Raw genomic sequence first — 18,773 nt, 5'->3', positions numbered from 1 at the left:
CGTGCCTGCGCGGGATAGCTCCCCGACGTCGCAGAAAGTTATCCGCGCGCAGGCGGTGATCCACACCCCTAACGGCCCCTAGCTGGCAGTCTGGCGGCTCAGGCAGGCACCGGACTGAGGATCTCCGCGGCCCGCGCCGCCAGGGTTTTCCGGTCGATCTTGCGGTTCGAATTCAGCGGGAACTCCTCGACGTGTTCGTACCGCCGCGGGATCACGCCCTCGGGCAGCACCGCCCGCAACGCCCGCACCAGTTCGATCACCGGACGCTGCGGCCCGGTGTAGAAGACGAACAGCTCGGTCCCCGCGTCGCCTTGGACGCCGAGCGCCACCGCCTGCACCCCGCACGTCTCCAGCGCGTGCTCCACCTCGGTGAGCTCCACGCGCCAGCCGAGCACCTGCACCTGCGAATCGAGCCGCCCGAGGTAGGCGAGATCGTCCCCGCCGAGCCGTCGCACCCGGTCGCCCGTGCGATAGAACCGCTGCCCGTCGCGGTCGAGGAACCGGCCCTTCTCGTCGGCCGGGTCGAGGTAGCCCGGCGTCAGCTGCGGTCCGGCGATGGCGAGTTCGCCCTCTCCCGCCTCGTTCTCGTCGATGAGCAGGTACTCGTGCCCCTCGTGCACCGCGCCGATCGGCACCACGCCGTTCACCGCGATCCGCGGGCTCTCCTCGTCGTCCCACCGGTACCCGGCGACGGTGATGGTCAGCTCCGTGGGGCCGTAGAGGTTCTCGGTGACGGAATTGCCCGCCGCCGCCCGCCAGTCCGCGGTGTCGCGCACGGTCAGCGCTTCCCCGGCGAAGAAGCTCCACCGGAGACCGGGCATCGCACCCGGGGTGAGCCGTCCGGTGCGACGCACCAGGTCGATCGCGCTCGGCGTGGAGAACCACACGGTGAGTCCGCGTTCCGCCACGAACGCCGGCACGTTCCGGTACGCCGCTCCCGGCAGGACCACCGCTTCCGCGCCCGCGCCCCACGCGCAGAAGAGGTCGAACATCGCGCAGTCGAAGTTCAGGTCGAACGTCTGGGAGAAGACGTCGTCCGGGGTGAAGTCGTACCGCGCGTCGAGCAGGCCGAAGTAATGCTCGGTGGAGCCGTGGCCGATCCGGACTCCCTTCGGCCGTCCCGTGGAGCCCGAGGTGAACAGCACGTACGCGGAGTCCTCCGGGCGCACGTGCCTGGGCTCGCTGAGCGCGCGTGCCGCTTTCAGTACTTTCGGGCTGGCTTCCGGAGCCAGCAGGGTCTGCACCGGCGGAGCCACGGTCAGACCGCGTTCGTCGGCGATGATCGCGTCCACCTCCGCCGCCTCGACCATCTGCGCGGTCCGGGCCGCCGGGAAATCCGGCCGCAGCGGGACAACCGTCGCCCCCGCGTACAACCCGGCCAGAATCCCGGCGTAGGCGGTGACGCCCTTGCCTGCCAGCACCCCTACCGTGCGGGCGCCGGACTCCGCCAGCGCGCCGCCCCACAGCAACGCCCGCTCGTGCAGCTCGCCGTAGGTCAGCGTCCGCCCGCCGACGCTGACCGCCGGCCGGGACTCGGAACGGGCCAGCCCGCGCAGAAACCGCGCGTGCAGTCCCGAGGTGGTCGTGGTGTCCATCATGGTCCTCCGCCTGAATAGGGGTCCCGACGCGTCGCTCAGGAGCGGCGGCGCGGGGTAAGGTTCAAAACCGAACCGGGCGGTCGGTTTCCCTGCCTGGTGAAGTGCCCGACCCAGCCACCGGAGTAGCCATGTGGGACAGCTCTTTCGACGAAGCCCTCCGCCCGTACCTTCCGTTCCTGCCCGCCGACGAAGCGCTGACCGCCGAGACCCCGCTCAAGGAGTACGGCCTCGACTCGCTCGCCACGGTGGAACTGCTGGCGGTGCTGGAGGAGAAGTACAACGTCCGGTTCTCCGACGACGCGCTGAACCTGGAGACGTTCGAGAACCCCGGACGCCTCTGGACGACGCTGTCGAAGCTGCAGCCGGCTAGCTGACCCGCGAGGGACCCGCGCCGCGCCGCCGCGGCTGCAGCGCGAGCCGCGGGTTCACCGTGGTCACCTCGAACCGGCTGGTGGTGGCACGGACGCGGCCGAACAGCGTGTCCGGCCCGGCCACCCACAGCTTGCGCACGCCGAGCTGTTCGAGCGACGAGACGACGTCCGGCCAGCGCAGCGGCTCGACGATGCTGTCCAGCAGCATCGTGCGGACCTGCTCGCCGGACCGCAGCACCGAACCGTCCTGGTCGGCGATGATCGGAAGGAGGGGATCATGGAAGTCGAGGCCGCCGAGCACCTCGTCCTCGGCCTTGCGCCGCAACGCGCCGAACGCGCGCGAGTGCAGCGGAGGACGCATCGTGTACAGCGACAGCCCGCCCATGCCCCGCACGGTCTGCTTGAGCCAGTCGAGGTTCCGCTCCCGCACCGAGACCATGTAGAAGTCGTGGTCGATGTAGCAGGAGATGTCCGACCATTCGCCGCGCCCGTCCAGTTCGGTCAGCGCGTCGCGCAGTTTCTCTTCCGGCGTGCGGACGAACGAGTGCGTGACGACGTCGGTGTGCTCGGTCGCGAAGAACTCGTCGAGGCACTGCGCGAGCTTCGCGGTCATCCACACCGCATCCGGGAAAGTGAGCGAACCGGCGTACACGCTGGCCGGTTTCTCGCCGAAACTCGGGCCGGTGCAGTAGTCCGGGCTCATCCCGTACTCCTGTTCGGCCCACTCGGCGAGCGCGACGCAGGTGAGCATGAACCCGACCTGAGCGTACTCGGAGTAGTCGCCCTCGGCCTCGCGGAAGCGGTCGACCAGCGAGTAGCCCAGCCGGTCGTCGGCGTCCTTGATGAGCCTGCGCGCGAACGGGTTGATGAGCAGGAACTTGCCGAAGTCGACGAACCGGCACGGGCTCATCCCGGGGAACACGACCGCCGATCCGGCCTGGCTGGCCTCATCCATGACTGGCGACCTCTCTTTCGGCGGGGGAATGGACTTGCTGAAGGAATCCCAGCAGGATTTCGCGGAACCGCTCCGGTTCCTCGAGATGGGGGACGTGGCTCGATTCCGGGAGGATCTCCCAGCGCACGTCGTGGATCCGGTCGTAGTACGGCTGCACGGTGGCCGGGGTGGCCTCGTCGTGCGCGCCGGAGATGAGCAGGGTCGGCACCTCGATGTCGTCGAGGCGGTCGATCACCGAGTAGTCCGCGAGCGTGCCGGAGACGGTGAACTCGCTGGGGCCGTTCATCACCGAGTAGACGGTGTTGTTGTCGGCCATCTCCATGAACGAGGCGACGTAGTCGGCCGGCCACGGCAGCACGCGGCAGACGTGCCGGTCGTAGAAGACGCGCATGAGGTCGAAGTACTCCTGCGTGTCCGTCGTGCCGGCGGCCTCGTGCGCCCGCAGGCCCTCGTCGACGCCGGGCGGGAGCAGCGCGCGCAGCCGGTCCATCTCGCTGCGCCACAACTCGTACGACGCGGGAGAGTTGGCGATCACCAGCCCGCGCAGGCCGTCCGGACGTTCGGCCGCGTGCCGCGCGACGACCAGCCCGCCCCAGGACTGTCCATAGAGGACGTAGTTGTCCTCGATGCCCAGCCGGTGCACCAGATTGTCCAGCTCGTCGCCGAACAGCTCCGGGTTCCAGAACCCAGGATCGGCGTCCGGCAGCCTGCTCGATCCGCCGCTGCCGAGCTGGTCGTAGTGCACGACCGGGAATCCGTGCCCGGCGAGCTCGGTCAGGCTCAGCAGGTAGTCGTGCGTGCTGCCCGGCCCGCCGTGCACCACGACCACAGCGGGAGCCGCTCCTCCCGGTTGCCCGGTGACCCGGTACCAGGTGCGGTGCTCGCCGAACGGGACCCAGCCTTTCGCGGTGGGCTCCATGGCCATGCTCATCACCTCGTTCGCCTCCCTCGTCCGTCTCCGGCGCAGCGCGGCCGGATCCGATTACCTGTCTATCTGCCGCGGCCCGCGCGCCATAGCCCCTAAGGGGCATCTAAAGCCGAGCCAAATCCTCCTTGCCCGCGCCGGATTCAGGGGTCCCCTACCGGGTGGGCCCGGACGGAGCACGGCCCTACCGTTTCCCTTGTTCTCCCGTGCCTACGAACCCGGAGCTGCCGCGATGCGCGTGATGCTGATGGTCTTCCCGACGAGGACGCACGTTTACAGCATGGCTCCGGTGGGCTGGGCGCTGGCCGCGGCCGGGCACGAGGTGCGCTTCGTCGGGCAATGCAACCCGCGCGAGGTCGCGTCGTTCGCCGAAACCGGGCTGGACGCCATGTGGTTCGGCGACGAACTCGACATCGCCCGGCACCGCCAGCTCCAGGTCGACGGCAACAACGCGATGCAGGGCGACTTCCGGATCTCCGAAAGCCGTCCCGAGCGCTACACCGACGAGTACGTGCGCAACGTGTACGAGCACTGGGTCGACGTGTTCCGCTGGACCACGCCGGATTCGCTGCTCGACGAACTCGTCCGCTTCGCCCGGCAATGGCAGCCGGACCTCGTCGTGTGGGACCCGATGATCTACGCCGCGCCGATCGTCGCGCACGCGCTCGGGGTACCGCACCTGCGGATGATGTACGCCGCCGACCAGACCGCCCGCATCGGCGCGCAGTACCGCGACCTCAGAGCCAGCCGCCCCGAGGACACGTCGCCGGACCCGTTCGTGACGTGGATGTCCGTCGCGGTCGGCCGGTTCGGCGCGGACTACGACGAAACTCTCCGCTACGGCGTGCGGACCATCGACTGCCATCCGTCGTATCTGCGGTACGACGGCGTGGACGTCGACTACGTCCCGGCCCGGTTCGTCCCGCAGAACAAGCCGATGGCAATCCCCTCCTGGGTGCTGGAGCAGCCGGAGCGGCCGCGGGTGATGCTCACCCTCGGCATCTCGAACCGGCAGGTGCTCGGCATCGAGGAGACCTCCGTCGGAGACCTGCTGGACGGCCTCGCCGACCTCGACATCGAAGTGATCGCCACGCTGAACGCGAGCCAGCTCGCGTCCGTGCGCACAATCCCGGACAACGTCCGTGCGGTCGATTTCGTGCCGATGAACGAACTTCTCGCCTCGTGCTCCGCGATCGTGCACCAGGGCGGCGGCGCGACGATCAGCAACGCGGTCGTGAACGGCGTCCCGCAGCTGGTCATCCCGGGCACCACGTGGAGCGAACGCGGCTCGGCGGTCGCACAGGTGAAGCGCGGCAACGGGCTGCTGGTGGACCTCGAGGACGTGACGCCCGCGAGCGTCCGGGCAGGAGTGTGCCGGCTGCTGGAAGAACCGTCCTTTCGCGAATGCGCGCTCGAGGTGCGCGACGAGATGCTGGCGACGCCCACGCTCGACGACCTCGTGCCGGAACTGGAACGGATCGCGCTATGCCCGTGACGCGGCCGCCGACCATGCGGGCGATCGGGTTTCTCGTGCTGAGCCTCCCGATCCGGCTCGCCGCGTTCGTGCTGATCCTGGTGACCATGCTGGCCGGCGTCGCGACGACGATGCTGTGGATCGGCATCCCCGTCCTGCTGGTCGCGACCTCGCTGATGCGGTCGTATTGCGCCTTCGAACGACGCTGGGCGCACCGGATGCTCGGCGTGACCATCTCCGAACCCGCGCGCAGGCGACCGGCCGGACCGGGCCTGCTCGCGGTGTGGCAGGCGCGGTTGCTCGACCCCGCCACCTGGCGCGAGTTCGCCTTCGTGCTCATCGCTTTTCCTTTGGGCATCGTGGAATTCGTGGCGGGCGTCGTGTCCATCGCAGTACCTCCTTTCGGGATTTTCGTGGCGCCGCGCATCGGGACGATGCACGGCGAACTGGCGGCGTCGTTCCTCGGCCCGAACCGCACCGCGCAACTGGAAGCGCGCACGCAGCAGCTGCGGAACTCGCGAGCGCGCGGAGTCGACGCGGTGGAGGCCGAACGGCGCCGGATCGAACGAGACCTGCACGACGGCGCCCAGCAGCGGCTGGTGTCCGTCGCGATGAGCCTGGGCCGCGCCCAGCTCAAACTCGACCTCGACGACCCGACCGCGGTCCGCGAACTCATCGGAGCCGCGCACGCCGACGCCAAACTCGCTGTCTCGGAGTTGCGTGACCTCGCGCGCGGCATCTACCCGCCGGTGCTCCAGGACCGCGGCCTGGACGCGGCGTTGTCTTCTCTTACCGCAAGAATGCCTATCCCTATTGAGGTCGAGGTTACCGTACAACCCCGGCCGCCCGCACCCGTCGAAACGACGACGTACTTCATCGTGAGCGAAACGCTCACCAACGTGACCAAACATTCCGGCGCCGACCGCGCGTCCGTGCGAGTGACCCGCGACGACGACACCGTGGTCGTCGAGATCACCGACAACGGCCACGGCGGCGCCTCGATGCGCCCCGGCGGCGGCCTGGCCGGATTGGCCGACCGCGCCGCCACGATCGACGGCGTGCTCACCGTCGTCAGTCCCGCCGGCGGCCCCACCGTCGTGCGGGCCGATCTGCCCGTCCGCTGGTGAATCCTGTTGTGGAGGCAAGAGAAATGCGCGTCGTGATCGCGGAAGACTCGGTGCTGTTGCGCGCCGGAGTGCAAAGCCTGCTCGCGGACGTCGGCATCGAAACCGCCGCCGCGGTCGACAATGGCGACGACCTGCTGGTGGCGATCCGGGACCACCGCCCCGACTTGGTGATCGCCGACGTCCGCATGCCCCCGACCTTCACCGACGAGGGCCTGCGCGCGGCTTTGGCCGCGCGCAAGGAAATCCCCGGCCTGCCGGTGCTGGTGGTGTCGCAGTACGTCGAAGGAAGCTATGCGGTAGACCTGATCGCGGAAGGCACGTCCGGCGTCGGCTACCTGCTTAAGGAACGAGTCGCCGACGTCGCGGACTTCCTGGAAGCGGTCCGCCGCGTCGCCGGCGGCGGGTCCGCCATCGACCCGGACGTAGTCGCACAGATGCTGTCCCGCAGCCGGGATCCGCTGGAGGCGTTGACCGCACGGGAAACCGAGGTACTGGCGCAGATGGCGCAAGGCTTGTCGAACACGGCCATCGCCAAGGCTTTGGTGGTGACGCAGGGAGCCGTGGAAAACCACATCAGCAACATCTTCGCGAAGCTCGGCCTGGAAGCCAGCCGGGACCAGAACCGCCGCATCCGCGCCGTCCTCACGTACCTGGACAGCACCGCGGTCCACGCCTGATTCACCGGATCGATACCGTGCAGATGTTCGACCGGCGGCGGTAGCTTGGGGATATGGATCTTGGACCCGTTCCCCTGTCGTCCGTTGTGGACGAGGTAGTCGTTCTCTTGTGGCGCAAAGCTTCCGCCACCCGCACTGGCGCCACTCGCGCTTCTGTCCCCCGCCGCCGGTCGCTCCTGCCTTCCAGACCGTCCTTCCGCCCGAGCCGACTGTTCCGAAGACCCGTCTTCCGCGCAGTCGCCGAAACCACAACCGCGGTACTGCGAAAAGCCCGCATCGCTGTGCACCGATGCGGGCCCCGCTCCCTCACCCCATGGACGGGACGAGCTACCGCGCCCGCCAGCTCGTCGCCGGAACAAACCTTGCCAACGGTCGCCGAGGTGACGGCACAGCAATTTCCTCGTGCCCACCCCCCGCTGCCTGCCCGACAGCGGCCAATGCCACTAGCAGTGCAGCAACTTCAACGTCATCCGGATTCCCACGCACCACACGTACTGCGGGCGCTGCCACCGCAGCGCGTTGTTCACCGCGCACTCCAACGGCATCCCGCTCAGCCGCATCCGCTGCCGCCGCGGCACGTCTTTCATCAGGCGCAGGAGCAGACTCCAGCCCAGCAGCTTCCCGCGACGCCTCAGCAGGCTTCGTCCTGGCCGAATCTGCGTACCCTGCCGTCACCGCGCACCGTTCACCGTGCGTCCCGGCAGCCTGGCGCACATCGTCCGGCACCCCGCCGGGCTCACCGCGCGCACCCGACTCGCCAACCGAAGCAAGAACCTCCAACCCCGCACCCGCCGTCATCACATCCCCCACGCCTGACCGCATCCCCGGAACCCCCATCACATCGGCGGGTTCCCGTGCTTGCGCGCCGGAACCTCGGCGTGCTTGGCCCGCAACATCGCCAGCGACCGGATCAGCATCTCCCGCGTCCGGCCGGGCTCGATCACGTCGTCGACCAGGCCGCGTTCAGCCGCGTAGTACGGGTGCATCAGCTCGGTCTTGTACTCCTTGATCTTCTGCCGCCGCACCGCCTCCGGGTCGTCGGCCGCGTTGATCTCGCGGCGGAAGATCACGTTCGCCGCGCCTTCCGCGCCCATCACCGCGATCTCGTTCGTCGGCCACGCGAGCGAAACGTCCGCGCCGATCGACCGCGAGTCCATCACGATGTACGCGCCGCCGTAGGCCTTCCGCAGGATCACCTGCACCCGCGGCACCGTCGCGTTGCAGTAGGAGTACAGCAGCTTCGCCCCGTGCCGGATGATGCCGCCGTGTTCCTGGTCCACCCCGGGCAGGAACCCCGGTACGTCGACCAGCGTCACCAGCGGGATGTTGAACGCGTCGCAGGTTTGCACGAACCGCGCGGCCTTCTCGCTCGCCTCGATGTCGAGCACGCCGGCGAGCGTCGCCGGCTGGTTCGCCACGATCCCGACCACCTGCCCGTCGAGCCGTGCCAAGGCGCACACCACATTCGTCGCCCACGCGGCGTGCACCTGAAGGAACTCGCCGTCGTCGACGATTTCCTCGATCACCGCACACATGTCGTACGCGCGGGCCGCGTCCGTCGGCACCACCTCGAGCAGCTTGTCCGTGCGGCGGTCCGCCGGATCGGCCGTCGGCTCCACCGGCGGCGCCTCGTTGTTATTGGACGGCAGCAAGGAAATCAGGTACCGCACGTCCTCGAGACAGCTGGGTTCGTCGTCGTAAACGAACGCGGCGACCCCCGACGTCGAGGCGTGCACGTCCGCGCCGCCAAGACCGTTCTGGGTGATCTCCTCGCCGGTCACCGCGTGCACCACGTCCGGGCCGGTGATGAACATCTGCGAGGTTTCGCGCACCATGAACACGAAATCCGTCAACGCGGGCGAATAAGCGGCACCGCCCGCGCACGGGCCGAGCATCACCGAGATCTGCGGAATGACCCCCGAAGACCGGGTGTTGCGCTGGAAAATCCCGCCGTACCCGGCGAGCGCGGTCACGCCCTCCTGGATCCGCGCGCCCGCACCGTCGTTGAGCGAAACCAGCGGAGCACCGGCCGCCGCGGCGAGATCCATGACCTTGTGGATCTTCTGCGCGTGCGCCTCGCCGAGCGCGCCACCGAAAATGCGGAAGTCGTGGGCGTACACGAAAACCGTGCGTCCGTGCACTGTCCCCCAGCCGCACACCACACCGTCCGAGTACGGCTTGCGGTGTTCGAGCCCGAAGGCCGTCGCGCGGTGCCGGCGCAAGGACTCGATCTCGGTGAACGAGCCAGGGTCAAGAAGCAGTTCGATGCGCTCGTGCGCGGTCAGCTTGCCGCGGTCGTGCTGCCGGGCGGTCGCGGTGTCGTCGGGACCGCGGCGCGCGGCCTCCTTGATCTCCCGCAGTTCCTCGAGCTTGCTGTCGAATCCGACCGCCAGTGCCTCAGACATGTGCACGCCCCTTGTCGACAAGCCGATCGGTCAAGTACTGGAGAATCACGTCCTGGTGACGGGTCAGGAAGAAGTGCCCGCCGGCGAGCGGGACCAGCTCGAAGCCCGCCGAAGTGTGGTCGCCCCACGACCGGACCTCGTCGACCGAGGCGACCGGGTCGGCGGTGCCGGTAAACGCCACCACCGGGGCGGCCAGCGGCGAGCCCGGCCGGTACCGGTAGGTCTCCACGGCACGATAGTCGTTGCGCACCACGGGAAGGATCATCCGCACGACGTCGTCGTCGCCGAGCAGGTCCATTTCGGTGCCGCTCAACCGGCGCAGTTCGTCGATCACGCCGTCGTCGGTGCGGGTGTGCACGTTCTCGTCCCGATGCCGCGACGGAGCCCGGCGGCCGGAGACGAAAAGCGTGTCCACCTCGGTGCCCGCGGCCTCCAGCCGCCGGGTCACCTCGAAGGCGATCATCGCGCCCATGCTGTGCCCGAACAGCGCGAGCGGAAGGTCGTCGCGGCCGCGCAGCAGCTCGGCGATCCGGTCGGCCAGCGCGTCGATGGTGGTCAGGAAGGGTTCGTGCCGCCGGTCCTGGCGGCCCGGGTACTGCACCGCCAGCACCTCGATGTCCGGCGTCAGCGCCCGCGAAACCGGGAAGTAGAACGGAGCCGAACCTCCGGCGTGCGGCAGGCACACCAGCCTTGCCTTCGCCTCGGGCGACGTGTGGAAGCGGCGAAACCAGCTGTCCTCGTCGGAATTCGCGCTACCCGTCATGTCGTCCCACCGCCTTTCCGACGTCTGCGCCGGGACGACCCGGCCACGGATCCTTCTTCGCCGACCCACGGTAACCGCGCCCACCACGCGCAACGACCCCTAGCTCCCCCTAGATCCACAATGGACAGTCACGCCCGCCCCCTAGCCCGGAAGAATCATTCGCATGCAGCCAACGTTCGTCCTCGTCCCCGGCTCCCACGCCACCGGACGCTGCTTCACCGCGCTCCAGAGCGAACTGGCCCTGCGCGGCCACCGCAGCCTGGCCGTCGACCTTCCCGGTCACGGCACCGCCGGGTTCTCCACCGCCTACCAGGCCCAAGACCTCGCAGCCTTCGCCGAATTACCGTCACCGATGGCTGGCATCACGCACGCCGACAACGTCGCGCACGTCATCGACCTCATCCGGCGCGTACGCGAACACGGTCCGGTCGTCCTGGTCGGCCACAGCCGAGGCGGCTTCACCGTCACGAGTGTCGCCAACGCGGTGCCAGATCTGCTGGCCCGAACCGTCTACGTCTCTGCCTGGTGCTGTGTCACCGGCACCGCGGCCGACTACCTCGCCACGCCAGCCTTCAGACCACCCGACGTCGGCCTGATCCCCGTCAGCGACCCGAAACGCCTGGGTGCCGTCCGGATGAACTGGCGCACCACCGATCCCGCGCACCTGACCGCGCTCAACCACGCGTGGACCACCGACGGCGCCGACGCAGAGATCATCGCTTTCCTCTCGACCCTCGACCCCGACGAATCGCGAGACGCCGGCACCGACCTCGTCGACCGGGCAGCCTGGGGCAAGGTCGCGCACAGCTACGTCCGGCTGACCGAGGACGCCAGCATGCCCCTCGCGCTGCAAGACCACTTCATCGAAGAAGCCGACGCCCTAACCCCCGACAACCCCTTCGACGTCCACTCGCTGCCGGTCGGCCACATCGACCCGCTGCTCCGCCCGACGGGCCTGGCCGAAATCCTCGCCGGAACCGCCGACTACAGCGAGGGGGCCCGATAGGCGCCGAACTGCATCTCGCGGGCGAGCCGGAAGCCCAGCTTCTCGTACAACCGGATCGCGCCGGTGTTCGTCCCGGCCGCGTGGAGAAACGGCCGCTCCCCGCGTTCCCGGATTCCCGCGGCCACCGCCAGGACCAGCCTGGCCGCCAAACCTTGCCCTTGGAACGCCGGGTCGGTGCACACCGCGCTGATCTCCGTCCACCCCGGCAGGCGCATCCGCTCGCCCGCCATCGCCACCAGCGCACCGTCGCGGCGGATGCCCAGGTAGGCGCCCAGGGCGATGGTCCGGGGCAGGAACGGGCCCGGCTTCGTCCGCGACACCAGATCCAGCATCTCCGGCACGTCCGCCTCGGTCAGCCGCACCGCCTCCGGGTCGGCGGCAGCGGGAGCGGCCGAACCGTCCATCTGCACACCGGTCAGCTCGGCTTCCACCGTCCAGCCCGCGGGCGGCGGCGTCCCGATCCGGCCGACCACGAGCGTCGACGCGCCCGGTCCGATGAGGTCGGCGATGTCGTGCCACACGTGTTCGTCCGGCTGGTCCGGCACGGCGAGGAACGGAGAGACATCCACCGGATACCGCAACACCTGCCCCTTCTGCTCCGCGAACGACGCGTGCGGGCCGCTCAACGCGGCCCAAGCGGGGTTTTCGAGCGGGGACGTGCTCATTCTCGCCTGCCATTCCAAATCCAGGGTGCTCCTCCAGAATGCGTGCGCCATCCCGGGTCCGGCCACCGCCTCCCACATGGTGAGCGGCCGAGGACCGCAGCTGTCCGCAATCCGCCATACCGTCGCCGCCATCACCGACGAAGGGACCTCGATGAGCACCGTCGACCGCAACCAGCCGCTCGGCACTCCGACCTGGATCGACCTCGCCGCGCCGGACCTTCGCCGCGCGCAACGCTTCTACGGCGCCGTCCTCGGCTGGACCTTCGACGGCGGCCACTGCCTGCTGCGCGACCTCCCCGTCGCGGGCCTGCGCCAAGCAGCCGGCCCCCGGCCGGTCTGGACCGTCTACTTCGCCACCGACGACTGCGACGGCACCGCGAAAGCCGTCACCGCCGCAGGCGGCAAGCTCGTCGACCAACCCCGCGACGACGGAGAGCACGCCCGCGTAGCCGTCGCGGAAGACCCGACCGGCGCGCGGTTCGGGCTCTGGCAAGGCCGCGAGCTCCCCGGCGCCCGGCTCGTCAACGAACCCAGCACCCTGATGCGCAACGACCTCGTCACCCCAGCGCCCAAGCCAGCACGCGACTTCTACTGCGAGGTCTTCGCCTTCACCCTCGACGGCAACGAAGACCTGACCGGCGTCGACTTCACCTTCCTGCGCCGCCCGGACGGCCACGAAATCGGCGGCATCATCGGCGACCCGTCCGCTGCGGCACCGGCGTGGGGCACCCTGTTCCTCGCCACCGACGCCGACGCTGCAGGCGCGCGGGCGGTCGAGCACGGCGGCGAGATCGTCGAAGCACAGGACAGCCCGTACGGCCGCATGGTGACCATCAAGGACCCGTTCGGCGCGGAGTTCGTTCTTGGTTCCTGAGCCCCAACTCCGTTGAACCGGTGCTAGAACAGGACAGGTGGACCTCGAAACCCTCCCCGGCGCGACCCTGCTCCCCGCGACCCCCGACGACGCCGCCGAGCTGATGGTGCTCCAGCGGTGTTGCTGGGTGCAGGAAGCCCTGCTCAACAACACCCTGGAGCATCCCGCGCTGCGGGAGGACCTCGCCGAGGTCCGCGAGGCGATCACGACCTGGCGCAGCTGGGTCGTCCGGCAGGGACACCGGCTCGTCGGCGCGGTCCGCGCCCGCTCGGTCGAGGACGGCGGCTGGGAAATCGGCCGCTTGATGGTCGCGCCGGACCTGGCGGGGCGCGGCCTCGGGCGGCTCCTGCTAGAGCACGCTGAACGGCACGCTCCGCCGGAAACGAAGCAGTTCGTCCTCTTCACCGGCGCGGCCAGCGAACGCAACATCGCCCTCTACGAACGGGCCGGCTACCGCCGCGCGCCGATGCCGTTCGAAGCGACCGGGATCTACCGGCTCGCGGTCTACCTGGTCAAACCGGCCTGACGAAGGCTCACAGCTCGTCGAAGACCAGCACGGTGTGCGTGGAGAGCACGTCCGGCATGTTCTGCAACCGTTCGAACACCAAGTCGCGCAGGCTGTCCGCGTCGCGGGTCCGCACGAACAGGATCAGGTCGTTGTCCCCGGACACCAGGCCGCCGTGTTCGATTTCCGGGATGTGCTTGAGTTCCGCGCTCACCGTGCGCCACGAGTTCTGCGTGACCTTCAGGTACACGTACGCCGCCAGGCCCTGTCCCATCCGGCGCGGATCGGTGACCGCCGCGTACCCGGTGATCACTCCCTCGCGGTGCAACCGCTCCACCCGCGTGTAGCAGCCGGCCCGCGAAATGTGCGCGCGTTCGGCGAGGGCGCGCATCGAGGCGCGGCCGTCTTTCTTCAGCTCGGCGATCAGTTTCAGGTCGACCTCGTCCAGCGCTGCTGCCATTTGTCCACCCGGCTGGGACATCCGCGCCACCTCGTAAGCCAATCATCCAACCAAGACTCCACAACCGGGCCATCATTCCACAGTTCCCCATCAAGCCTGGATCCCTGATCGCCTGAGAGCGAGTATCAGGGCCTACTCGTCTTCGTCGATGGGAGCTGTCGGTGACCACTACGGAACGCACTGCCGCGTCCTGTTTCCTGCCCAGCGACGAGCCGCTCGGCCTCGTGACCGCCGACGGCACGCCCGCGCCCGACCCGGCGCTCGCGATGCCCGCCGGCGACGTCCTCCTCCGCCTCTACCGCGGCATGGTTTCCGGCCGCCGCTTCGACACCCAGGCCACCGCGCTCACCAAACAGGGCCGGCTCGCGGTGTACCCGTCGGCGCGTGGGCAGGAGGCCGCCGAGATCGGCTCGATCCTCGCGCTTCGCCCGCAGGACTGGCTTTTCCCCACCTACCGCGACTCGATGGCCGTCGTCGCGCGCGGTGTCGACCCGGTCGAGGTGCTCACGCTGCTTCGCGGCGACTGGCACTGCGGCTACGACCCGTATCGCGCCAACGTCGCCCCGCAGTGCACGCCGCTTGCCACCAACACACTGCACGCGGTCGGCTTCGCGCACGCTGCGCGCGTGAAGGGCGAGGACACGGTTTCGCTCGTTCTCGTCGGCGACGGTGCCACCAGTGAAGGCGACACGCACGAGGCGCTGAATTTCGCCGCTGTCTGGAAGGCACCGGTGGTCTTCCTGGTACAGAACAACGGCTACGCCATCAGCGTCCCGCTCGAGAAGCAGACCGCTGCGCCTTCGCTCGCGTACAAGGGCGTCGGCTACGGCATGCCCTCCGTACTCGTTGACGGCAACGACGCTGCCGCCGTACACGCTGTCGTCGAGCAAGCGGTCGCACGCGCCGCGGCTGGCGAAGGACCGACGCTCATCGAAGCTGTCACCTACCGCATGGAGTCGCACACCAACGCCGACGACGCGACGCGCTACCGCGAGGAGACCGAAGTGGAGCAGTGGCTCACGCGCGACCCGATCAGCCGCCTCAAGCAGTATCTCACCGACCGTGGCCTCCTCGACGACCAGACGCAGCAGGAAATCGACGCGCGCGCCGAAGAGGAAGCAGCGGCGCTGCGCGAGCGGATGAACGTCGACACCGAGCTCGACCCGGCGGATCTTTTCCGGCACGTCTACGCCGAACCGACCGCCGCGTTGCGGCAGCAGGCCGCCGAACTGGCGCACGAGTACACCGAGGACCAGGCATGACCGCCACTCTGGACACCACGCTGTCGCTCGCCGGGGCGCTCAACCGCGCGCTCGCCGACGCACTCGCTGAGGACGAGCGCGTGCTCATTTTCGGCGAGGACGTCGGCACGCTCGGCGGCGTCTTCCGCGTCACCGACGGACTCGCCGCGCGCTTCGGCGACGCTCGCGTCTTCGATTCGCCGCTCGCCGAATCGGGCATCGTCGGCACCGCGATCGGGATGGCGATGAACGGCCTGCGCCCGGTGATCGAGATGCAGTTCGACGCGTTCGCCTACCCCGCGTTCGAGCAGATCACCAGCCACCTCGCCAAACTCCGCAACCGCACCAAGGGCCAGGTCGAACTGCCCGTGGTGATCCGCGTGCCCTACGGCGGCGGCATCGGCGGCGTCGAGCACCACTGCGACTCGTCCGAGGTCTACTACACGCACACGGCCGGCCTGCGGGTCGTCACCCCGGCCACGCCGGACGACGCCTACACCCTGCTGCGCGAAGCGATCGACAGCCCGGACCCGGTCATTTTCCTGGAGCCCAAGCGCCGGTACTGGGAAAAGGGAACCGTTGACCCGCAACGCCGTTCGCCCGGTCTCGACAAAGCGGTGATTCGCCGCGAAGGCAGCGACGTCACCCTCATTTCCTACGGCGGCGCTCTCGGCACCACTCTCGAAGCTGCCGAGGCAGCCGCCGAAGAGGGCTACAGCGCCGAAGTGATCGATCTGCGCAGCCTCGCGCCATTCGACCTGGAAACGGTCGCCGCGTCCGTGCGGCGCACCGGTCGTGCGGTCGTGGTGCACGAGGCGAGCCGATTCTGCGGTTACGGCGCCGAAGTCGCCGCACAGTTGTCCGAGCGCTGTTTCCACTACCTGGAAGCGCCGGTCCTGCGCGTCGCCGGATTCGACATTCCTTATCCCGCACCGAATCTGGAACAGCACCACCTGCCGGGCGTCGACCGGATCCTGGACGCGATCGAACGCCTCCAGTGGGACGACGCGGCACCGCTCGACGGGGAGAAGTGATGGCCGTCTTCAAACTGCCTGACCTCGGCGAAGGACTGACCGAGGCGGAGATCGTCGCGTGGCACGTCGCGGTCGGCGACACCGTCACAGTGGACCAGACCGTCGTGGAGGTCGAGACCGCGAAGGCGAGCGTCGAGGTTCCGGTGCCGTTCGCGGGCCGAGTCGCGACGCTGCACGGAGCAGCGGGCGAAGTGCTGACCGTCGGCAGCCCGTTGATCACAGTGGACAGTGCCGCGGACTTCACCGAACCCGGCGTCGTGACGCCGGAGGGCAGCGGGAACGTCCTGATCGGTTACGGCACCAGCCAAACCCGCACCCGGCGCGCGCGGCGGCCGCGGGGCAGCAAGGCACCAGCGACGACCGCCCCGGCTCCAGCGCCGAAGTCCGCTGCGGACCGCGTCCGCGTCGTGTCACCGCTGGTCCGGCGTCTCGCCCGCGAGTCCGGAGTGGACCTTCACGCGCTCACCGGCACAGGCGCCGACGGCATCGTGAGCCGCGCCGACGTCGAGCGCGCGATCGCCGCCACCGAAACCCCAGCAGTCCCCACCTCGGACGAGCAACGAATCCCCTTGCGCGGCCTGCGCAAAACCGTCGCCGACAAACTCGCCCGCTCCCGGCGCGAGATCCCCGAGGCGACCGTCTGGGTGGACGTCGACGCGACCGAACTGCTGCAGCTGCGCACCGCGCTCAACAGCGATCCGCACGCCCCGAAGATCAGCCTGCTCGCGCTCATCGGCCGATTCGCCGTCGCGGGCCTGCGCCGGTTCCCGGAACTGAACGCGCATCTGGAAGGCGACGAGATCGTCATCCCGTCCGCCGTACACCTCGGCTTCGCCGCGCAGACCGACCGCGGTCTGGTCGTCCCGGTCGTCCAGAACTCGCACCAGCACACCCTGGAGGACCTCTCCGCCGCACTCGCCGACCGCACCGAACAGGCCCGTGCCGGACGCCTCGCCCCGGCCGAACTCACCGGCGGCACGTTCACCGTGAACAACTACGGCGTGTTCGGAGTGGACGGTTCGGCCGCCATCATCAACTACCCGGAGGTCGCGATCCTCGGCGTCGGGCGGATCATCGACCGGCCGTGGATCGTGGACGGCCAGGTCACCGCCCGCAAGATCACCGAACTGACGCTGGCGTTCGACCACCGCGTCTGCGATGGCGGCACGGCAGGCGGATTCCTCCGGTTCGTCGCCGACTGCATCGAGAACCCAGTCCGGTTGCTGCGCACTCTCTGAGGACGGTCAGGCTGGCAGCTCTGCCAGCCTTTCCGTCTTCGCCCACACGTTCCGCTTCAAGACGATCCGGAACACCGCGCGCCACGTCGCGAGCACGCCGAGCAACAGGAACGCCGGATAGCACAATCCGGCCAGCAACGCCCGGCTCAGCGACTCCTCGCGCAACCGGACAAAGTAGACGATCGCCCACACGATCCCGGGCAGCAGCAACGCGGCCAGCCACCACGCCACCGCCTGCGACAGGTTTCCGGTCTCCGCGACCAAACCACCGAACGTGTTCCCGGTCAGCAACGCCACCGGCACGATCACCAGCAGCGCCGCGGCGAGCAACGACAGCGGAACAGTCAGCCACGGCACGACGAGGTAGACCAGGAAGTCGAAAAGCCCGGTCCCGGCAATGAACCGAGAGGTCGCGAGACTGCGCAAATGCCGTGAGCACTGGAGATTCCCCTGCGCCCACCGGGTCCGCTGCCGCAGCAGGCGACGCGTGTCTTCCAGCCCCTGCTGAGTCACCCAGGCCCGTTGCGTGTATCGGATCCGCACCCCGGCCAGGTGCAGCCGCAGGCCTAATTCGAGATCCTCGACCAGGCAGTCGCTCCACGGTGACGGCCCGAACTTCCGCAGCACCGACAGCCGCGTGAACTGTCCGTTGCCGCCCATCCCGACGCTGCCGAGCACGTCCCGCAACGACTGCGAAGCATCCGCGATCGCGCCGAACTCCAAGTCCTGCAACAACGCCAGCAACCGGCGTCTATTGTGGATCCGCACCCGGCACTGCACCGCACCGACGCCGCGGCTGCGCAGCATCGCCGACACCTCGGCGAGCAACCCCGTGCTGCCGCGCCCGTCACCGTCGATAATGCCCACGACGGTCTGCGAAACAGTGCCCTCCCGCTCGGCAATGGCATCGATGTAGCGGTAGCCCGCGTTGAGCGCTTCGCCCTTTCCCTGCCGAGCATGCGGCAAGTCGCGGCGGAGCACATGCAGCCGTTCGTCAGCAATGCCCGCGACGATCTCCGGTGTCGCGTCATCGGATCCGTCGTCGATGACCAGCACTCGCACCGGGGTTTCGGGAGTTCCCAGGCATAACGCGTTTCGCACAGTGTTGGCGATAACGCGTTCTTCGTTCAACGCCGGAATGGCAATCCAGAAGAGCAACGGACGCGACGAGCGGTCAGTCGCGGGCCGCGGCGCGCGCCAGGCGAAGGCCGCCAGCACCAGGTTGTGGACCGGCCACCAGCACAGCAGCAGCACGAACCACCACGGCTGCGTCATGCCGAGTGCCGGCCCCGGGATCCGCTGGCACGCAGCCGGACCGAACGGACGGTGAACGCCATCGCGACGAATCCGGCCACCGGCAAGACAACCCACAACACTCCGTGGAACGGCGCGACACCGATCGCGGCGGCGGCCACGACCGCAGGAGCGACCCGGGTGACAGACATTTCTTTTCCT

The 18,773-nt window shown here is 69.0% G+C and carries 21 protein-coding genes; 10 read left to right on the top strand and 11 right to left on the bottom strand.

The window, feature by feature from the left end; all coding sequences use genetic code 11:
• Positions 1-98 precede the first annotated feature (98 nt).
• Positions 99-1,595, bottom strand: coding sequence for an AMP-binding protein (locus H4281_RS13505; RefSeq protein ID WP_182891223.1), 1,497 nt, complete (start codon positions 1,593-1,595; stop codon positions 99-101).
• A 131-nt stretch (positions 1,596-1,726) separates the two neighbouring features.
• Here H4281_RS13505 and H4281_RS13500 point away from each other — a divergent pair, with 131 nt between their 5' ends.
• Positions 1,727-1,972 (top strand): phosphopantetheine-binding protein, encoded by a 246-nt coding sequence (locus H4281_RS13500; RefSeq protein ID WP_037810574.1) that lies wholly within the window; start codon positions 1,727-1,729, stop codon positions 1,970-1,972.
• Here the strand turns inward: H4281_RS13500 and H4281_RS13495 are convergent.
• Entirely contained in the window at positions 1,965-2,924 is a 960-nt protein-coding gene (locus H4281_RS13495; protein ID WP_182891222.1) for an ACP S-malonyltransferase, read from the bottom strand. The two genes, H4281_RS13500 and H4281_RS13495, sit on opposite strands and share 8 nt — an antisense overlap.
• Positions 2,917-3,849, bottom strand: a complete 933-nt coding sequence (locus H4281_RS13490) for a proline iminopeptidase-family hydrolase (RefSeq protein WP_182891221.1) — start codon at positions 3,847-3,849, stop codon at positions 2,917-2,919. Before H4281_RS13490 ends, H4281_RS13495 begins: the two co-directional genes overlap by 8 nt.
• A 232-nt stretch (positions 3,850-4,081) precedes the next feature.
• Here H4281_RS13490 and H4281_RS13485 point away from each other — a divergent pair, with 232 nt between their 5' ends.
• From H4281_RS13485 to H4281_RS13475, 3 genes are read left to right on the top strand one after another with little or no spacing between them, the layout of a single operon-like run.
• Complete coding sequence (locus H4281_RS13485; RefSeq protein ID WP_182891220.1) at positions 4,082-5,344, top strand: nucleotide disphospho-sugar-binding domain-containing protein; 1,263 nt, start codon at positions 4,082-4,084, stop codon at positions 5,342-5,344.
• The gene (locus tag H4281_RS13480; protein WP_182891219.1) at positions 5,335-6,450 is read left to right on the top strand and encodes a sensor histidine kinase; all 1,116 of its coding nucleotides are present in this window, start codon (positions 5,335-5,337) and stop codon (positions 6,448-6,450) included. Before H4281_RS13485 ends, H4281_RS13480 begins: the two co-directional genes overlap by 10 nt.
• A gap of 23 nt (positions 6,451-6,473) precedes the next feature.
• On the top strand, positions 6,474-7,127 hold the full coding sequence (locus tag H4281_RS13475) for a response regulator transcription factor (RefSeq protein ID WP_067580506.1): 654 nt from the start codon (positions 6,474-6,476) through the stop codon (positions 7,125-7,127).
• Positions 7,128-7,454: 327 nt separating this feature from the next.
• On the opposite strand, the gene H4281_RS45550 is transcribed toward H4281_RS13475, so the two are convergent.
• The 4 genes from H4281_RS45550 to H4281_RS13460 all read right to left on the bottom strand — a co-directional run bounded on the left by H4281_RS45550 (position 7,455) and on the right by H4281_RS13460 (position 10,295).
• Positions 7,455-7,613, bottom strand: a complete 159-nt coding sequence (locus H4281_RS45550; protein WP_312872101.1) for an acyl-CoA carboxylase epsilon subunit — start codon at positions 7,611-7,613, stop codon at positions 7,455-7,457.
• Complete coding sequence (locus H4281_RS45545; RefSeq protein WP_246411764.1) at positions 7,571-7,714, bottom strand: hypothetical protein; 144 nt, start codon at positions 7,712-7,714, stop codon at positions 7,571-7,573. The genes H4281_RS45550 and H4281_RS45545 overlap by 43 nt, the downstream gene beginning before the upstream one ends.
• Before the next feature lie 249 nt (positions 7,715-7,963).
• Entirely contained in the window at positions 7,964-9,532 is a 1,569-nt protein-coding gene (locus tag H4281_RS13465) for an acyl-CoA carboxylase subunit beta (RefSeq protein ID WP_182891218.1), read from the bottom strand.
• Positions 9,525-10,295 (bottom strand): thioesterase II family protein, encoded by a 771-nt coding sequence (locus tag H4281_RS13460; protein ID WP_182891217.1) that lies wholly within the window; start codon positions 10,293-10,295, stop codon positions 9,525-9,527. The genes H4281_RS13465 and H4281_RS13460 overlap by 8 nt, the downstream gene beginning before the upstream one ends.
• 163 nt (positions 10,296-10,458) lie before the next feature.
• Here H4281_RS13460 and H4281_RS13455 point away from each other — a divergent pair, with 163 nt between their 5' ends.
• A complete protein-coding gene (locus H4281_RS13455; protein ID WP_182891216.1) occupies positions 10,459-11,301 on the top strand; it encodes an alpha/beta hydrolase in 843 nt (280 codons plus the stop codon).
• On the opposite strand, the gene H4281_RS13450 is transcribed toward H4281_RS13455, so the two are convergent.
• Entirely contained in the window at positions 11,280-11,966 is a 687-nt protein-coding gene (locus tag H4281_RS13450; RefSeq protein WP_182891215.1) for a GNAT family N-acetyltransferase, read from the bottom strand. The genes H4281_RS13455 and H4281_RS13450 overlap by 22 nt on opposite strands.
• Before the next feature lie 151 nt (positions 11,967-12,117).
• On the opposite strand from H4281_RS13450, the gene H4281_RS13445 reads away from it, so the two are divergent.
• Both H4281_RS13445 and H4281_RS13440 read left to right on the top strand, forming a co-directional pair.
• Entirely contained in the window at positions 12,118-12,840 is a 723-nt protein-coding gene (locus H4281_RS13445) for a VOC family protein (protein WP_182891214.1), read from the top strand.
• Positions 12,841-12,877: 37 nt separating this feature from the next.
• Positions 12,878-13,366: a GNAT family N-acetyltransferase gene (locus H4281_RS13440; RefSeq protein ID WP_182891213.1), complete on the top strand. Its 489-nt coding sequence runs from the start codon at positions 12,878-12,880 to the stop codon at positions 13,364-13,366.
• A gap of 7 nt (positions 13,367-13,373) precedes the next feature.
• Here the strand turns inward: H4281_RS13440 and H4281_RS13435 are convergent, their stop codons facing one another.
• Positions 13,374-13,805 (bottom strand): Lrp/AsnC family transcriptional regulator, encoded by a 432-nt coding sequence (locus H4281_RS13435; protein WP_037715277.1) that lies wholly within the window; start codon positions 13,803-13,805, stop codon positions 13,374-13,376.
• Between the two features lie 161 nt (positions 13,806-13,966).
• Here H4281_RS13435 and pdhA point away from each other — a divergent pair, with 161 nt between their 5' ends.
• The 3 genes from pdhA to H4281_RS13420 are packed head-to-tail and all read left to right on the top strand — an operon-like array spanning position 13,967 to position 17,318.
• Positions 13,967-15,067, top strand: coding sequence for a pyruvate dehydrogenase (acetyl-transferring) E1 component subunit alpha (pdhA, locus tag H4281_RS13430; RefSeq protein WP_182891212.1), 1,101 nt, complete (start codon positions 13,967-13,969; stop codon positions 15,065-15,067).
• Positions 15,064-16,080, top strand: a complete 1,017-nt coding sequence (locus H4281_RS13425; protein ID WP_182891211.1) for an alpha-ketoacid dehydrogenase subunit beta — start codon at positions 15,064-15,066, stop codon at positions 16,078-16,080. Before pdhA ends, H4281_RS13425 begins: the two co-directional genes overlap by 4 nt.
• Positions 16,080-17,318, top strand: a complete 1,239-nt coding sequence (locus H4281_RS13420; RefSeq protein ID WP_182891210.1) for a dihydrolipoamide acetyltransferase family protein — start codon at positions 16,080-16,082, stop codon at positions 17,316-17,318. Before H4281_RS13425 ends, H4281_RS13420 begins: the two co-directional genes overlap by 1 nt.
• 6 nt (positions 17,319-17,324) lie before the next feature.
• Here H4281_RS13420 and H4281_RS13415 read toward each other — a convergent pair whose 3' ends face one another.
• Positions 17,325-18,593, bottom strand: coding sequence for a glycosyltransferase (locus H4281_RS13415; RefSeq protein WP_182891209.1), 1,269 nt, complete (start codon positions 18,591-18,593; stop codon positions 17,325-17,327).
• Positions 18,590-18,763, bottom strand: a complete 174-nt coding sequence (locus tag H4281_RS13410; protein ID WP_182891208.1) for a hypothetical protein — start codon at positions 18,761-18,763, stop codon at positions 18,590-18,592. The genes H4281_RS13415 and H4281_RS13410 overlap by 4 nt, the downstream gene beginning before the upstream one ends.
• Positions 18,764-18,773: the final 10 nt, after the last annotated feature.

It is taken from the genome of Amycolatopsis dendrobii (assembly GCF_014145675.1).
Lineage (GTDB): Bacteria > Actinomycetota > Actinomycetes > Mycobacteriales > Pseudonocardiaceae > Amycolatopsis > Amycolatopsis dendrobii.
The sequence above is the reverse complement of the archived record's forward strand: the minus strand, read 5'-3'. Positions and strand labels throughout refer to the sequence as shown.

Coding starts and splice junctions, on each gene's coding strand:
- H4281_RS13505 (WP_182891223.1), bottom strand. CDS start 1,595: ATGGACACCACGACCACCTCGGGACTGCACGCGCGGTTTCTGCGCGGG.
- H4281_RS13500 (WP_037810574.1), top strand. CDS start 1,727: ATGTGGGACAGCTCTTTCGACGAAGCCCTCCGCCCGTACCTTCCGTTC.
- H4281_RS13495 (WP_182891222.1), bottom strand. CDS start 2,924: ATGGATGAGGCCAGCCAGGCCGGATCGGCGGTCGTGTTCCCCGGGATG.
- H4281_RS13490 (WP_182891221.1), bottom strand. CDS start 3,849: ATGGCCATGGAGCCCACCGCGAAAGGCTGGGTCCCGTTCGGCGAGCAC.
- H4281_RS13485 (WP_182891220.1), top strand. CDS start 4,082: ATGCGCGTGATGCTGATGGTCTTCCCGACGAGGACGCACGTTTACAGC.
- H4281_RS13480 (WP_182891219.1), top strand. CDS start 5,335: ATGCCCGTGACGCGGCCGCCGACCATGCGGGCGATCGGGTTTCTCGTG.
- H4281_RS13475 (WP_067580506.1), top strand. CDS start 6,474: ATGCGCGTCGTGATCGCGGAAGACTCGGTGCTGTTGCGCGCCGGAGTG.
- H4281_RS45545 (WP_246411764.1), bottom strand. CDS start 7,714: ATGAAAGACGTGCCGCGGCGGCAGCGGATGCGGCTGAGCGGGATGCCG.
- H4281_RS13465 (WP_182891218.1), bottom strand. CDS start 9,532: ATGTCTGAGGCACTGGCGGTCGGATTCGACAGCAAGCTCGAGGAACTG.
- H4281_RS13460 (WP_182891217.1), bottom strand. CDS start 10,295: ATGACGGGTAGCGCGAATTCCGACGAGGACAGCTGGTTTCGCCGCTTC.
- H4281_RS13455 (WP_182891216.1), top strand. CDS start 10,459: ATGCAGCCAACGTTCGTCCTCGTCCCCGGCTCCCACGCCACCGGACGC.
- H4281_RS13450 (WP_182891215.1), bottom strand. CDS start 11,966: ATGAGCACGTCCCCGCTCGAAAACCCCGCTTGGGCCGCGTTGAGCGGC.
- H4281_RS13445 (WP_182891214.1), top strand. CDS start 12,118: ATGAGCACCGTCGACCGCAACCAGCCGCTCGGCACTCCGACCTGGATC.
- H4281_RS13435 (WP_037715277.1), bottom strand. CDS start 13,805: ATGGCAGCAGCGCTGGACGAGGTCGACCTGAAACTGATCGCCGAGCTG.
- H4281_RS13425 (WP_182891211.1), top strand. CDS start 15,064: ATGACCGCCACTCTGGACACCACGCTGTCGCTCGCCGGGGCGCTCAAC.
- H4281_RS13420 (WP_182891210.1), top strand. CDS start 16,080: ATGGCCGTCTTCAAACTGCCTGACCTCGGCGAAGGACTGACCGAGGCG.
- H4281_RS13415 (WP_182891209.1), bottom strand. CDS start 18,593: ATGACGCAGCCGTGGTGGTTCGTGCTGCTGCTGTGCTGGTGGCCGGTC.
- H4281_RS13410 (WP_182891208.1), bottom strand. CDS start 18,763: ATGTCTGTCACCCGGGTCGCTCCTGCGGTCGTGGCCGCCGCCGCGATC.